Annotated in this window: 14 protein-coding genes; 2 read left to right on the top strand and 12 right to left on the bottom strand. The window is 66.6% G+C overall.

Annotation, left to right across the window (positions count from 1 at the left end):
• The 10 genes from ACFOWB_RS16470 to ACFOWB_RS16425 all read right to left on the bottom strand — a co-directional run bounded on the left by ACFOWB_RS16470 (position 1) and on the right by ACFOWB_RS16425 (position 8,899).
• A complete protein-coding gene (locus ACFOWB_RS16470; RefSeq protein ID WP_261403237.1) occupies positions 1-723 on the bottom strand; it encodes a hypothetical protein in 723 nt (240 codons plus the stop codon).
• Positions 720-1,085 (bottom strand): TfoX/Sxy family protein, encoded by a 366-nt coding sequence (locus tag ACFOWB_RS16465; protein WP_261403236.1) that lies wholly within the window; start codon positions 1,083-1,085, stop codon positions 720-722. Before ACFOWB_RS16465 ends, ACFOWB_RS16470 begins: the two co-directional genes overlap by 4 nt.
• 4 nt (positions 1,086-1,089) lie before the next feature.
• The gene (locus ACFOWB_RS16460; protein ID WP_261403235.1) at positions 1,090-1,470 is read right to left on the bottom strand and encodes a HesB/IscA family protein; all 381 of its coding nucleotides are present in this window, start codon (positions 1,468-1,470) and stop codon (positions 1,090-1,092) included.
• 118 nt (positions 1,471-1,588) lie between these two features.
• Complete coding sequence (locus ACFOWB_RS16455; protein WP_261403234.1) at positions 1,589-1,963, bottom strand: SUF system Fe-S cluster assembly protein; 375 nt, start codon at positions 1,961-1,963, stop codon at positions 1,589-1,591.
• A gap of 14 nt (positions 1,964-1,977) precedes the next feature.
• A complete protein-coding gene (locus ACFOWB_RS16450) occupies positions 1,978-3,228 on the bottom strand; it encodes a cysteine desulfurase (protein WP_378148346.1) in 1,251 nt (416 codons plus the stop codon).
• 20 nt (positions 3,229-3,248) lie between these two features.
• Positions 3,249-3,938: a hypothetical protein gene (locus ACFOWB_RS16445; RefSeq protein WP_261403232.1), complete on the bottom strand. Its 690-nt coding sequence runs from the start codon at positions 3,936-3,938 to the stop codon at positions 3,249-3,251.
• Between the two features lie 3 nt (positions 3,939-3,941).
• Complete coding sequence (gene sufD / locus ACFOWB_RS16440; RefSeq protein WP_378148344.1) at positions 3,942-5,258, bottom strand: Fe-S cluster assembly protein SufD; 1,317 nt, start codon at positions 5,256-5,258, stop codon at positions 3,942-3,944.
• Positions 5,259-5,272: 14 nt separating this feature from the next.
• Positions 5,273-6,022, bottom strand: coding sequence for a Fe-S cluster assembly ATPase SufC (sufC, locus tag ACFOWB_RS16435; protein ID WP_261405852.1), 750 nt, complete (start codon positions 6,020-6,022; stop codon positions 5,273-5,275).
• Between the two features lie 134 nt (positions 6,023-6,156).
• Positions 6,157-7,629: a Fe-S cluster assembly protein SufB gene (gene sufB, locus ACFOWB_RS16430; protein ID WP_261403230.1), complete on the bottom strand. Its 1,473-nt coding sequence runs from the start codon at positions 7,627-7,629 to the stop codon at positions 6,157-6,159.
• Positions 7,630-7,717: 88 nt separating this feature from the next.
• A complete protein-coding gene (locus ACFOWB_RS16425) occupies positions 7,718-8,899 on the bottom strand; it encodes a cysteine desulfurase family protein (RefSeq protein WP_378148341.1) in 1,182 nt (393 codons plus the stop codon).
• 150 nt (positions 8,900-9,049) lie between these two features.
• Between ACFOWB_RS16425 and ACFOWB_RS16420 the strand changes: the two genes are divergently transcribed.
• Both ACFOWB_RS16420 and ACFOWB_RS16415 read left to right on the top strand, forming a co-directional pair.
• The gene (locus tag ACFOWB_RS16420; protein WP_261403228.1) at positions 9,050-9,730 is read left to right on the top strand and encodes an alpha/beta hydrolase; all 681 of its coding nucleotides are present in this window, start codon (positions 9,050-9,052) and stop codon (positions 9,728-9,730) included.
• Between the two features lie 170 nt (positions 9,731-9,900).
• Positions 9,901-10,986, top strand: coding sequence for a hypothetical protein (locus ACFOWB_RS16415; RefSeq protein WP_378148339.1), 1,086 nt, complete (start codon positions 9,901-9,903; stop codon positions 10,984-10,986).
• Positions 10,987-11,004: 18 nt separating this feature from the next.
• Here ACFOWB_RS16415 and ACFOWB_RS16410 read toward each other — a convergent pair whose 3' ends face one another.
• Together ACFOWB_RS16410 and ACFOWB_RS16405 are read right to left on the bottom strand one after the other, a co-directional pair.
• Positions 11,005-12,099, bottom strand: coding sequence for an anhydro-N-acetylmuramic acid kinase (locus tag ACFOWB_RS16410; RefSeq protein ID WP_378148337.1), 1,095 nt, complete (start codon positions 12,097-12,099; stop codon positions 11,005-11,007).
• Positions 12,100-12,221: 122 nt separating this feature from the next.
• Complete coding sequence (locus ACFOWB_RS16405) at positions 12,222-13,277, bottom strand: NAD(P)-dependent alcohol dehydrogenase (protein WP_261403225.1); 1,056 nt, start codon at positions 13,275-13,277, stop codon at positions 12,222-12,224.
• Between the last annotated feature and the right edge of the window lie 147 nt (positions 13,278-13,424).

Below are 13,424 nucleotides of genomic sequence, written 5' to 3'. Positions count from 1 at the left end.
TCACAGTTCAGGCGTGGCCATCAGCGGTCCGCCGGTTTCGGAAGTGGAGATAGGGGCCATGGTGCGCCGCGGCAAAGGGCGGTGCGGCGATCTGCGGCGCAAATCCGCGCTTGCACCGCCGCGGGGCCTTGTGGCTTGAGACCCGGAATGATTGCTCGCGGCCCGATCCATTCCGAGACATCCGGTTCGACGTCGGGCCTCCTTCAGGCCTTCGCCTCGCTTCCGCCCTTGACGTAGCGGCCCCGGCCGCTCTCGAGCTGACGTTTCCTGATTTTCTCGTAATAGCTGCGCTTGGTCAGCGCGATATTGGACTCGCTCCGGAAATTCCTGGCGAAGGTCATCGACAGGCCGATATCGAGGAACTGATAGCCCTCGAAATCCTCGAACACGATGGCGGCGCTCCATGAGGGCGTCGATCGCTTCCTGCCGCGTGAGCTTGAAGAGATACAGGTCGTCGAGACGAAGGGATTTCGTCTGCTTCACGAAATCGATCATCACGAGCGTGTCGGACTCGAACAGCAGGACCGGCAGCTTGCGCGGAATCACCTCGCGAAACTCCAGGAACCCTTTGGCTCTCGGAACGCGCTTTACGGGCTCGCCGAGGATCGCCGCGCATTCCTCGGTCGACATTCCCAGGCGCAGGGGGCCTACGCCGACCAACGGCGTGACCGCCCAGTCGATTTTCGACGGCGGCGCAGCCTTCTTGGCCTCGCCCGCGCTCATTCGGCTGCGTTCTTTCGCGGACGTTTTTCTGAGCGAGGTTTCGGCGTTTTGCCGGCCTTGGCCGCCGCGAGCGAGCGTCGCGCCCAAGCGGCCATCTCGTCCGGATCGTCAAGCGCTCGCTCGGGCGCGCGCCGATACGACGTCATGACGTGGCGGCCGGTCTTCGTGTCGTAGGCGAACGGGCCGAGGCCCTCGGCGTCGAAGTCCGGCGCGTTCGAGGGGCCCGCTTTCAGAAAAATCTCGTCGTCCGCCACGAGGCCGAACATCACGCCGTCGGCGTAGAGGCCGTGGCCGCCGAACATGCGCTTGACGCGGACCGGACCGAAGGCTGCGAAGAGTTCGTCGGCCTGGTCCTGATCCATGTCGTCAAGCGACCGGCTGATAGCTTTCGGGCAGCGCCGGCGTGATGGAGACCGACTCGCCGCAGCCGCAGGCCGAGACCTGGTTCGGATTGTTGAACACGAAGCGCTGCGTCATCTTCTCGGTCACGAAGTCCATCTCGGTGCCGAGCAGATAGAGGATCGCCTTCGGATCGATCAGCACCGTGACGCCCTTGTCCTCGACGACCTCGTCGGCAGGCCCGGCTTGCGCGGCGTAGTCGAGCACGTACTCCATCCCTGCGCAGCCGCCGGTTTTGACGCCGATGCGCAAGCCTGCGACGGGCGTCTCGGAGCGCGCGATGATCGCGCGCACGCGATCGGCGGCGCGGTCGGTCAGCGTCAGAACTTTTGGGCGCGGGCGAGCCATTTGCGGAACTCCTCGAGGACGCGTCCGCGCGCCCTCCATGTCGTTCGAAGATAAGCGCGACCCGCGGGTTTTGCGAGGCTGGGAAGCCTGCCGGCGAGCGTCGGCGACCGCTTGCGGCTCACCACATGTCGAGCGCGACGCGGGCCTCGTCGGACATGCGCGACTGATCCCACGGCGGGTCGAACGTCATCTTGACCTTGACCGCGCCCACGCCCGGAACCGCGCCGACGGCGTTCTCCACCCAGCCCGGCATTTCGCCGGCGACCGGACAGCCCGGGGCGGTTAGCGTCATGTCGATCGCGATGTCGCGGTTGTCCGCCACGTCGATGCGGTAGACGAGGCCGAGCTCATAGATGTCGACCGGGATTTCCGGATCGTAGACCGTCTTCAAGGCCGCGATGATGTCGTCGGTCAGCCGGTCAAGCTCCTCCGGCGGAATCGCGGAGACTTGCGCGTCGGTCTGGGGCTTCTCGGCCGTTGCGGCGTCGCTCATGGCTTAAGCCTTTCTCACGCAAACAGATCGCGCGCCTTGACGAGCGCGTCGGCGAGACGATCGACCTCATCGGTCGTGTTGTAAAGCGCGAAGGACGCCCGGCACGTGGAGGTGACCCCGAGACGCTTCAGCAGAGGCTGCGCGCAATGGGTGCCGGCCCGCACCGCGACGCCGGAGCGGTCGAGCACGGTCGCGACGTCATGGGCGTGGGCGCCTTCGACGTTGAAGGCGACGATCGCGCCCTTGTCCCGCGCGTGGCCGAAAATCTTCACCGCGTTGATGCGCGAAAGCCGCTCCATCGCATAGGCGCCGAGCTTGGCCTCATGGGCGGCGATCGCCTCGAGCCCGACGCCGCGCATGTAGTCGAGCGCGGCCCCAAGGCCGATCGCCTGAACGATCGGCGGCGTGCCGGCCTCGAAGCGATGCGGAGGGTCGCCGTAAGTGACGTTGTCTTCGGTCACGTCGCGGATCATCTCGCCGCCGCCGTTGAAGGGCGGCAGGGCGTTGAGCGCCGCGGTCTTGCCGTAGAGCACGCCGATGCCGGTCGGGCCGTACACCTTGTGGCCGGTCAGGACGTAATAGTCGCAGTCGATCTCGCGGACGTCCGGCGCGAGATGGACCGCGCCCTGGCTGCCGTCGACGAGCACCGGCACGCCGCGCTCATGGGCAAGGCGGCAGACCTCCTTCACGGGCACCACGGTGCCGAGCACGTTCGACATGTGGGTGACGGCGACGAACTTCGTGCGGGGGCTCAGAGCCGCCTCGAAGGCCTCGATGTCGAAGGAGCCGTCCTCGCGCACCTGCACCCACTTCAGCACCGCGCCGCGACGCTCGCGCAGAAAGTGCCAGGGCACCACGTTGGAGTGATGCTCCATGATGGTGAGGACGATCTCGTCGCCCTCCCCGATCCCGGACAGGCCGACGCCGTTCGCCACGAGATTGATCGACTCGGTGGCCGAACGCGTGAAGATGATCTCGTCGATGGTCGCCGCATTGAGAAAGGCCCGGACGCTTTCGCGAGCGTTCTCAAAACCTTCCGTGGCGGCGTTCGCAAGGTAGTGCAGCCCGCGATGGACGTTGGAGTACTCGGACTCGTAGGCCCTGCGCATCCGGTCCAGCACCTGGACCGGCTTCTGCGCCGATGCGCCGTTGTCGAGATAGACGAGCGGTTTGCCGTGAACCGTCAGCGACAGAGCCGGAAAGTCGGCGCGTAGGCGCTCGACGTCATAGGCCGCGGCGGGCGCGATGGTTTCGGCGAGTGACATGCGCCTGACTTAAACGCTTTTCAGCCGAGAACAAGCTGAACGAGCCAGTTGAGCGACTGGTCGAAGGCGAGCCCGCCGACCGAGATCACGCCGAACAGCAAGGCCGCCCCGCCGACCGCGCCGATGACCTGGATCGCGAAGGCCTGCCCGAGCGAAAACCCGGTCGCGGCCGCATAGCCGACGAGGCCGTAGCCGAACAGCGGCAGGATGAGCACGTAGTCGAGGATGTTGAGAGCGGCGACGCCCTGCTCCGCGCCGAGCAGGAACCGGAACGCGAAAGCGCTCGCGATCACGGCCGCGCTGCACGCGACCTGGGGAAGCGCGCCCGCCGCGACGCCGATCGCGCTCGTCCTGAGCGTCACTTTCGCGCCGAACAGGCGCGCCGCGCACCACCAGACGAGCGTCAGAAAAACGGCGATGACGACGAACAGGCAGAACGTCCCGACGCCGAGAATCGCGAAATCGCTCGCTTCGGCGCTCAGATGCGGATCGGTCGGCGGCGCGGCGTGTTCGCGCATGGCGGTCTCGACGCCGATCGCCACGGCGCTCGCGCCGGTCATCGCCGCGAACGCGCCCCACCCTGCTCCCGCCTCGAACGCTTCGCGCACGACGAGCCGCATGCGGGTGAGGCACAGTGTGAGATGCCGGGCGAGCAGAGCGGCCGAATAGCCGCTCCCAACCTCAGGAGACGGCTCGCCCGCCGGGCTCACCGGTCAAACGCGCTCGGAGAGCCAGCGCTCTGCGCGGGCCGACAGGGCGTCGCGCAGCGCGTCGTCGTCGACGCTTTCGAGCGCCTCTCCCACGAAGGCCTGGACGAGCAGCCCCTCGGCTTCGGCTTTCGGGATTCCGCGGGCCATCAGGTAGAACAACAGCTCGTCGTCGATCGCGCCGACCGTCGCTCCGTGGCCGCAGACCACGTCGTCGGCGAAGATCTCGAGCTCGGGCTTGGCGTCGGCTTCCGCGGTCTCCGACAGAAGCAGCGCGTTCGCCATCATCTTGCCGTCGGTCTTCTGGGCGCCCGGGCGAACCGTGATGCGGCCCTGGAACACCGAGCGGGCCTCGCCGTCGAGCGCGGTCTTGAACAGCTCGCGGCTTGAGCAGCCGAGCGTGCGGTGGTCGATCACGAGCGTGGTGTCGAGATGCCGCTTGCCGCCGGCGAGACCCGCGCCGAACACTTCGGCCTTGGCCTTGTCGCCGGCGAAATCGAGGTAGATCTGCTGACGCGCGGCCGACGAACCGGTCGCAAGCGAGACGCTCTCGAAAAACGCCTTCGCGCCGAGGCGGGCGGCGAGCGTTGCGAGATGCAGCGTGCCGAGCCCTTCGTCCTGGAGCTTCAAGACCTTGGCCGAGGCGCCGTCGGCGATGTCGAGGCCGATGAGCGTGTTGGTCTGATGCGCCCCGCTGTCGCCCACATGACTTTCGATCAGCGTGATCGAGCCGCCCTTGCCGACCGACACCAGCACGCGGCCGTACGATGCGTGCGCCGCGCCGGTCTGGATGTTGGCGACATGGATCGGGCGATCGATCTTCGCGCCGTCCGACACGGCGATCACCAGCCCGTCGGCCGCAAAGGCCGTGTTCAGCGCCACGACAGCGTTGTCATTCGGAACGCCCTTCAGAGCCAGCGCCGAAACCGCGTCGCCCGCGAGCGCGACGGCGAGCGGCGCGATCGAGAGCCCCTCCTCCAGCGTGTCCATGTCGGAGAGATCGGGCGAGAGCCGGCCGTTGACGAACACGACGCGCCGCGCCGCCACCTCGCCGAACGGCAGCAGCGCGCGCGCGGCCTCCACCTCGTCGGCGCCCGGCGTGTCGGCGAGCGGACGCGCTTCGCGCATGAGGGCGCGGAGGTCGGTGTACTTCCAGTCCTCGACGCGCCGGTTGGGCAAACCTTTGCGGCCGACGACCGCGAAAGCCTCGTCGCGGACCCTCAGCGCCGCTTCGCCGCCAGGCAGCTCTTCGCGCGCGGCGGCGAAGATGTCGCCGAGCGAGCTCTCGGCGGCCGTGCGGATGGGGCGGATGTCAGCGTTCATGCCGTCGTCCGTCCTCACGCCGCATCGGCCGCATAAGCGGCGTAGCCCTGGGCCTCGAGCTCATGGGCGAGCTCCGGCCCTCCGGTGCGCACGATCCGCCCCTTGGCCATCACATGGACGATGTCCGGGCGGATGTGGTCGAGCAGGCGCTGGTAATGGGTGATGACCACGAAGCCGCGGTTCTTCGCGCGAAGCGCGTTGACGCCTTCGGAGACGATCTTCAGAGCGTCGATGTCGAGGCCGGAGTCCGTTTCGTCGAGCACGCAGAGCTTGGGCTCGAGCAAGGCCATCTGCAGGACTTCGTTGCGCTTCTTCTCGCCGCCCGAAAATCCGACGTTGAGACCGCGCTTCAACATGTCGGTAGAAATACCGAGACCGTCTGCCTTTTCGCGCACCAGCTTCATGAAGGCCGGCGTCGGCAGCTCGTCCTCGCCGCGCGCGCGGCGCTGCGCGTTGAGGGCGGTCTTGAGGAACGTCATCGTGGCGACGCCCGGGATCTCCAGCGGATACTGGAACGCGAGGAACAGCCCGCGAATGGCCCGCTCGTCCGCTTCAAGCGCAAGCAGGTCCTCGCCCTCGAGCGTCGCCGAACCGTCGGTGACCTCGTAGTCGGGCTTGCCGGCCAGGACATAGGACAGCGTCGACTTGCCGGAGCCGTTCGGGCCCATGATGGCGTGGACCTCGCCCGCTTTCACCTCGAGGTCGAGCCCGCGCAGAATCGGCTTGTCCTCGATAGAGGCGTGGAGGTTCTTGATCGAGAGCATTTCCTGTCCGTTTCCCAACTCGTCCTCCCGGCGGCCGCGTCTTCGCCCGACCGGGATCGCCCTTCAAGAAGGGCGTCATATCCTGCGAACGATCCCGGATCGACCTTCGGTCGCCAGGGATGACGCGATCGTCGTTAACCCACGCTGCCTTCGAGCGAGATCGAGATCAGCTTCTGGGCCTCGACCGCGAACTCCATCGGCAGTTGCTGCAGCACGTCCTTGACGAAGCCGTTGACGATGAGCGCCACCGCCTCCTCCTCCGACAGCCCGCGCTGCTGGCAGTAGAACATCTGGTCCTCGGAGATCTTCGAGGTGGTGGCCTCGTGCTCGAACACTGCGGTGGAGGTCTTGGCCTCCAGATAGGGCACGGTGTGCGCTCCGCAGTCGTGCCCGATCAAGAGGCTGTCGCAATTGGTGAAATTGCGCGCGTTCGTCGCCTTGCGATGCGCCGAGACGAGGCCGCGATAGGTGTTCTGCGACTTACCCGCCGAGATGCCCTTCGAGATGATCTTGGACGTGGTGTTCTTGCCCAGATGGATCATCTTGGTGCCGCTGTCGACCTGCTGGCGGCCGTTCGAGATCGCGATCGAGTAGAACTCGCCGCGCGAACCGTCGCCGCGCAGCACGCAGCTCGGATACTTCCAGGTGATGGCCGAACCGGTCTCGACCTGCGTCCAAGAGATCTTGGAGTTTTTGCCGCGGCAGTCGCCGCGCTTGGTCACGAAATTGTAGATGCCGCCTTTGCCTTCGGCGTCGCCCGGGTACCAGTTCTGGACGGTCGAGTATTTGATCTCGGCGTCGTCCAGCGCGACGAGCTCGACGACGGCCGCGTGCAACTGGTTCTCGTCGCGCATCGGGGCGGTGCAGCCCTCGAGATAGCTGACGTAGGCGCCCTCATCCGCAATGATCAGCGTGCGCTCGAACTGGCCGGTGTTCTTCTCGTTGATGCGAAAATACGTCGAGAGCTCCATCGGGCAGCGCACGCCCTTGGGCACATAGACGAAGGAGCCGTCCGAGAAGACTGCGGAATTGAGCGTCGCGAAAAAGTTGTCGGAGGTCGGAACGACCGAGCCGAGATATTTCTTCACCAGCTCGGGATGCTCGCGGATGGCCTCGGAGATCGGGCAGAAGATGACGCCGGCCTTCGACAGCTCTTCCTTGAACGTGGTCGCCACCGAGACGCTGTCGAACACGGCGTCGACCGCGACGCGGCGCTGCTCGACGCCGGCGAGGATTTCCTGCTCCACGAGCGGGATGCCGAGCTTTTCATACGTGCGCAGCAGCTCCGGATCGACGTCGGCCAGCGTCTGCGGACCCGACTTCGTGCCCTTCGGCGCGGCGTAATAATAGAGGTCTTCGTAGTCGATCGGCGGATAGTCGACGCGCGCCCAGTTCGGCTCGGTCATCGTGCGCCAGCGCCGATAGGCTTCCAGACGCCATTCGAGCATCCACTCCGGCTCGCACTTCTTCATCGAGATGAAGCGGACCGTGTCCTCCGACAGGCCTTTTTCGGCCAGATCGGACTCGATGTCGGTGACGAAGCCGTACTTGTACTGGTCGACGTCGATCGCGCGGACGCGGGCGACTGTCTCCTGAACTGCCGGCATTTTCCTCAACTCCCTCGTCGCGGACGGGGCCGCGGCGTCAATCTGGAACGTCTCTAGCAGGGCTTTGCCGTAGGCGGAACGCCCTACGTCACGCGGCGGTCATAACCGCGCCCGGTTTTCGCCGCGCGACGATCGGCGTCCAGGCTTTCAGAAAGGCCTCGCCGTCTTGGGCGCCCGACGACCAGCCGAAGCTCACACGCAGCATTCCGGTGGAGAGATCGTGATCGATCCCCATCGCGTCAAGCACCGGCGACGCCTTGGTTTTCCCGGAAGAACAGGCCGAGCCTGCCGAAACCGCGATCCCTGCGAGATCGAGCGCGATCATGGCGTTCGCGGACGACAGGCCGCGAACCGCAAAGCAGCTGGTGTTCGGCAGACGCGACACGCCCTCCCCGAACACAGTGAGATCGCCCAGAGCGCGCAGCCCCGCCTCCAACGCATCCCTGACCTGCGCAAGGTCCGCAAAGGCTTCAAGCCCCGCCGCCGCCTCCTCCGCCGCCACGCCCATCCCGACGAAGCCAGCGACGTTTTCGGTGCCGCCGCGCCAGCCCTTTTCCTGGCCTCCGCCGCGGACGAGCGGCTCGTCGACCGAAAGTCCTTCATGCGCTCGCGCCAGCGCGCCGACGCCCGCCGGCCCGCCGAACTTGTGGGCCGCGATCGCCAGGAAGTCGCAGCCGAGTTCGCCGATGTCGACCGGGATCTTGCCCGCCGCCTGCACGGCGTCGACGTGGACGAGGCCGCCGTGGCGCTTGGCGATCGCGGCGGCCTCCGCCACCGGCTGGATGACGCCGGTCTCGTTGTTGGCCGCCATCAGCGCGAGGATCATGCGCTCATCGGGATGGACCGAGGCGTGGCGGGCGAACGCCGCCTCCACCGCCTGGAGGTCCACGACGCCGCGACCGTCGACCGGGATGGTTTCGACCGCGGCGGACGGAAACCGCGCGCCGGCGGCGACGGCCGGATGCTCGACGGCGGAGACCGCAAGCCGGGTCACGCGCCGCAGATCGCGCGAGTCGCGGATCGTCGGGGTCAAAGCAAGGTTCGAGGCTTCGGTGCCGCCGCTCGTGAAGGTGACGCAGGCCGCGTCCGCGCCGACGAGCGCGGCGACCTTCCGGCGCGCCTCTTCGACGAGCGCGCGCTTGGCGCGGCCTTCCGCATGGACCGAGGAGGGATTGCCGGTCGCTGCGAGCACGTCGGCCATCGCGGCTGCGACGGAGGGGCGCGTCGCAGTCGTGGCGTTGTGATCGAGATAGACGCGGGCGACGGTCATGCTGGCCTCTTCGCTCGAGCCGCCGCGCGGACGCCGGCGAACGTCACGCGATCCTTGCAAGGCGACCGACCATCCGTGCTAGAGACGACCGTCCCGCCGCGCAAGACGGCATATCTCAACAGCCGCGCGCGACAGCATTAAGGATTCGTCATGCCCGAGGTGATTTTCAACGGCCCCGCCGGCCGGCTCGAGGGCCGCTACCACCCCGCCAAGCGCCGCCGCGCACCGATCGCGCTCATCCTGCACCCTCACCCGCAGTTCGGGGGCACGATGAACAACCAGATCGTCTACAATCTCTATTACGCGTTTCTGAACCGCGGTTTTTCGGTCCTGCGTTTCAACTTCCGCGGCGTCGGCCGCAGCCAGGGGGCGTTCGACCATGGCTCGGGCGAGCTGTCGGACTCGGCCTCGGCGCTCGACTGGGCGCAGGCTCTCAATCCCGACGCGCGCGCCTGCTGGATCGCGGGCGTGTCCTTCGGCGCCTGGATCGGCATGCAGCTGCTGATGCGCCGTCCCGAGGTCGAGGGCTTCATCTCGGTCGCCCCGCCCGCCAACCGCTTCGACTTCTCGTTCCTGGCCCCCTGCCCGTCGTCCGGCCTGTTCGTCCATGGCGACCAGGACCGCGTCGCTCCGATGAAGGACGTCCAGACGCTGATCGAGAAGCTCAAGACGCAAAAGGGCATCGTGATCGACCAGTCGATCATCCCGGGCGCCAACCACTTCTTCGAGAACCGCGTCGACGAGCTGCTCGTCGAGGTGAACTCCTATCTCGACAAGCGCCTTGGCCCGACCGGCGATCCGATCGTCGAGGGCGGCGAGAGCGCGGCGTAAGCGCTGGCTTGGAACCAACGATGATGCGGCGACGAGAGATTGTTCTGGCGGCCGGCGGAGCGCTGGCTGCGTCGTTGTTCCCACCAAGCGCACGCGGACGCGAGGTCGGCGGCCGCACGGCGACAGTAACAGCGTCATCTCTCGGTCTCACCGCAGACGGGCGGACCGACATGCGGGCGGCGCTCTCAAAAGCGCTGAACTCCGGCACCGTGGTCGATGGCCAAGGCGGCGCCTTCGCGGTTCGCGGAAATCTTGAGGGGGCTGAGAATTTCAAGGGGCTGGTCAACGCCCGGCTCATTCAGCTTGAGCCAGACGGACCCAACCGCCGCACGCTGGCGATCTCGAATGCTTCTGATTTTGTGCTTGAGAACGTCACGGTGCGCCGCGGCGGCACCGGTCGAGAGCATCCCGAGCTAAAGATGGTGAATGACAACGGCGGGATTTTCATTAGCAAATGCACTAACTTCTCTGTTAGGGGCCTCGCCGTCGGCGGCGGCGGCATCGGGTCGGGAATTGCGTTTCTCTACTGCGATAACTTCACGGCCGATGACGTTTCGGCCTCGGACATGCGCTATCGCCTCGATGAACATCCGAAGGACGACGCGATCCAAGGCATTTGGATGGCGCGTTGCTCGAAGTTTAAGCTACGGCACGCGAAAGCGTCGGACATTGGCGGCACAGACAAACGCTGGGCCGTGTTCGACAATAATCGTGGGCTTGCAGTTGCGGGCTGCAACGACTTTTCGGTTGAAGATCTAGACGTTCGACGAGTCGGTCAGGCGGTCGACTTCAGCGGCAGCGGAGCGAACGAACGTTTTCGCGTAATCCGCGGCGTGGCGGAGGACTGTTACAGCTGGGGATTCAAGTTTGCGAATAGCTCGATCACCGGGGAAGTCGTAGACGCCGTTTCACGCCGTTGCGGCATTGGTGGTTTCGTTATTACGGGACCAGGCGACGCATCGAACCCCCTGACAGGAGACGTCCGGTTTCTCCGCTGCCTGGCCGAGGATGTGGTGGGATCACACCCCAATCCGTCGGCGAGCTACGGCTTCGCTACCGACGCCCGCCAGATCGCGCGAAGCTATCCGAGAGGCGTGATTTTTGAGGAATGCGTCGCACGAGCTGGAGACCTGCACTGTTGCATGAGGGTCGGCTTCCGCAACGACGTTCCAGTGGAAATGGCTGAGGACCGGCCGAACCGGGCGATCCGTTGCCGCGTCGAAGGACCAATTGAAATTCCATACATGGGCTTCTGAGGACCCGCGGGGTCTGCGTCAGGGCCGCGCCAGCACTCCGCCGGTCATCGGACGCGGCGCCCCTGTCGTTCCCGGATAGGTCAAAGGCAGGCCCCTGAGGCTTCTGACCGCCAGCACCGCAAAGGCCTGCGCTTCGATGGCGTCGGCCGCCAGACCGATCTCGTCGGCGGTCTTCACCTTGGCGCCGAGACGCTCCCGCAGCATCGTGAGGAGCGTCGGGTTTCTCGCCCCTCCCCCTGCGACGATCCAGAGAGCGGGCTTGGCCGGCAGATGCGCGGCGGCCGCTGCGACCGACGCCGCCGTGAAGGCAGCGAGCGTCGCCAGCGCGTCGGCGAGCGGAAGCGCGTCCGTGACGGTCGCGTCGAACGCATTGCGGTCGAGCGACTTCGGCGGCCGCCTCGAAAAATAGGGATGCGCCATCAGCGCGCCGAGCGCGGCGTCGTCCGGGCGTCCCGTTGCCGCGATCCGGCCGTCCTCGTCGAAGGCCTGGCCCGTTTCGCGCGAAAGCCGGTCGTCCATGAGGGCGTTCGCGGGGCCGGTGTCGAAGGCGATCAGTTCGCCGTCCTCGCCGATGAAGGTGACGTTGCCGACGCCGCCAAGGTTCAGAACGGCGAGCGGCCGCGGCAGGCCGAGCCCGCCGACGAGCACCGGGTGGATGGTCGGCGCCAACGGCGCGCCCTGCCCGCCCGCGGCGACGTCCGCGGCGCGAAAATCATAGACCACGGGCCGTCCGAGCGTCCGCGCCAAGGCGGCGCCATCGCCGATCTGGACGGTCAGGCGATCCTCCGGCCGGTGCAGCACCGTCTGCCCGTGAAAGCCGACCACGTCGACGCCCGCGAGATCGATGGCGTTGTCGGCCGCGAAGGCGTTGACCGCAGCGGCGTGCGCGCCGGTGACGATCTCCTCGGCCTCGGCGACGGCGCCGGGCCGGGCGTCACGGTCGGTCATTCCGACCGCCTCCCCCAAAGCCCGCGCGAGCACCGCGCGTTCGGCGGCATGATAGGGTCGATAGCCGGTCGGCCCGAACGACGTGATGCGCTCGCCGTCGGTCTCGACGAGCGCGACGTCGACCCCGTCGAAAGAGGTCCCGCTCATCAGCCCGATCGCGCGCATGCGCCGCCCTCCAGCACGCGCCGAAGGGCGCGGCGACTTAGCGCTCCCATGCTCGTCGCAGAGAACGCGGCGTCAAGACTGCTGGGCGGGAGCCGCAGTCGCGGCCCCCGCCCCGGCCGTGGTCAGGCGGCCTGCTTCAGCGACGCCATGTCGACGACGAAGCGATACTTCACGTCGCTCTTCAGCATCCGGCCATAGGCCTTCTCGATGTCCTGGATGTTGATGAGCTCGATGTCCGAGGTGATGCCGTGCTTGCCGCAGAAATCGAGCATCTCCTGCGTCTCCGCGATGCCGCCGATGAGCGAACCGGCGAAGTTGCGGCGGGAGAAGATCAGGCTGAACACGGCGACGGCGAGCGGATCTTCCGGCGCGCCGACCTGGCACAGCGTCGCGTCGCGCTTCAGCAGCCAGATGTATTCGTTGATGTCGTGGTTGGCCGCGACGCAATCGAGGATGAAGTCGAAGCTCGAAGCGTGGGCCTGCATCTGCTCCTTGTCCTTCGAGATCACGACCTCGTCGGCGCCGAGCTTCTTGGCGTCCTCGACCTTGTTCGGAGAGGTGGTGAACAGCACCACATGGGCCCCCATGGCGTGGGCGAGCTTCACGCCCATATGCCCCAGGCCGCCGAGGCCCACGATGCCGACCTTCTGGCCGGGCCCGACCTTCCAGCGCTTGAGCGGCGAATACGTGGTGATGCCGGCGCAGAGCAGCGGCGCCGCGGCCGCGAGATCGAGATTGTCCGGAAGGTGGAGGACGAAGCTCTCGTCGCAGACGATCTGGTCGGAATAGCCGCCGTAGGTGTTCTCGCCGGTCTGCTTGTCGGCGCCGTTATAGGTGCCGACGAAACCGTTCTCGCAATATTGCTCGAGCCCTTCCTTGCAGCTCGCGCAGCTGCGGCAACTGTCGACCAGGCAGCCGATCGCGGCGTTCTGGCCGACCTTGAACTTGGTCACCTGCGGGCCGACCTCGACAACCTTGCCGACGATCTCGTGGCCCGGGAGACAGGGATAGACGGTGTTCTTCCACTCGTTGCGGGCCTGGTGCAGGTCGGAATGGCAGACGCCGCAATAGGCGATCTCGATGCGCACGTCGCTCGGGCGCAGGGCGCGACGCTCAAAGCTGAACGGAGCGAGCGGCTTGTCGGCGGCTTCGGCGGCATATCCGGTGCATGAAAACATGGAATGATCCTTTGGATTTCGCCGCGGCCGCAGTCTCGCGGCGACTGGCGACGCGCGCGACTTAGGGCGCGCTTATCCGAAGTCCCGTTGCGTATGGGCACATACAACGCAGCGGACAGGCAAGAACGCTTCTTTTGCGCGCCCGGA

Origin of the sequence: Chenggangzhangella methanolivorans, from assembly GCF_042648545.1 — a bacterium.
GTDB classification, from domain to species: domain Bacteria; phylum Pseudomonadota; class Alphaproteobacteria; order Rhizobiales; family Methylopilaceae; genus Methylopila; species Methylopila methanolivorans.
The sequence above is the reverse complement of the archived record's forward strand: the minus strand, read 5'-3'. Positions and strand labels throughout refer to the sequence as shown.

Excerpts from the sequence above, each read along its gene's own strand:
- ACFOWB_RS16405 (WP_261403225.1), bottom strand. The coding sequence starts at position 13,277 with ATGTTTTCATGCACCGGATATGCCGCCGAAGCCGCCGACAAGCCGCTC.
- ACFOWB_RS16470 (WP_261403237.1), bottom strand. The coding sequence starts at position 723 with ATGAGCGCGGGCGAGGCCAAGAAGGCTGCGCCGCCGTCGAAAATCGAC.
- ACFOWB_RS16450 (WP_378148346.1), bottom strand. The coding sequence starts at position 3,228 with ATGTCACTCGCCGAAACCATCGCGCCCGCCGCGGCCTATGACGTCGAG.
- sufB (WP_261403230.1), bottom strand. The coding sequence starts at position 7,629 with ATGCCGGCAGTTCAGGAGACAGTCGCCCGCGTCCGCGCGATCGACGTC.
- sufC (WP_261405852.1), bottom strand. The coding sequence starts at position 6,022 with ATGCTCTCGATCAAGAACCTCCACGCCTCTATCGAGGACAAGCCGATT.
- ACFOWB_RS16425 (WP_378148341.1), bottom strand. The coding sequence starts at position 8,899 with ATGACCGTCGCCCGCGTCTATCTCGATCACAACGCCACGACTGCGACG.
- ACFOWB_RS16410 (WP_378148337.1), bottom strand. The coding sequence starts at position 12,099 with ATGCGCGCGATCGGGCTGATGAGCGGGACCTCTTTCGACGGGGTCGAC.
- ACFOWB_RS16420 (WP_261403228.1), top strand. The coding sequence starts at position 9,050 with ATGCCCGAGGTGATTTTCAACGGCCCCGCCGGCCGGCTCGAGGGCCGC.
- sufD (WP_378148344.1), bottom strand. The coding sequence starts at position 5,258 with ATGAACGCTGACATCCGCCCCATCCGCACGGCCGCCGAGAGCTCGCTC.
- ACFOWB_RS16415 (WP_378148339.1), top strand. The coding sequence starts at position 9,901 with ATGCGGGCGGCGCTCTCAAAAGCGCTGAACTCCGGCACCGTGGTCGAT.
- ACFOWB_RS16455 (WP_261403234.1), bottom strand. The coding sequence starts at position 1,963 with ATGAGCGACGCCGCAACGGCCGAGAAGCCCCAGACCGACGCGCAAGTC.
- ACFOWB_RS16465 (WP_261403236.1), bottom strand. The coding sequence starts at position 1,085 with ATGGATCAGGACCAGGCCGACGAACTCTTCGCAGCCTTCGGTCCGGTC.
- ACFOWB_RS16460 (WP_261403235.1), bottom strand. The coding sequence starts at position 1,470 with ATGGCTCGCCCGCGCCCAAAAGTTCTGACGCTGACCGACCGCGCCGCC.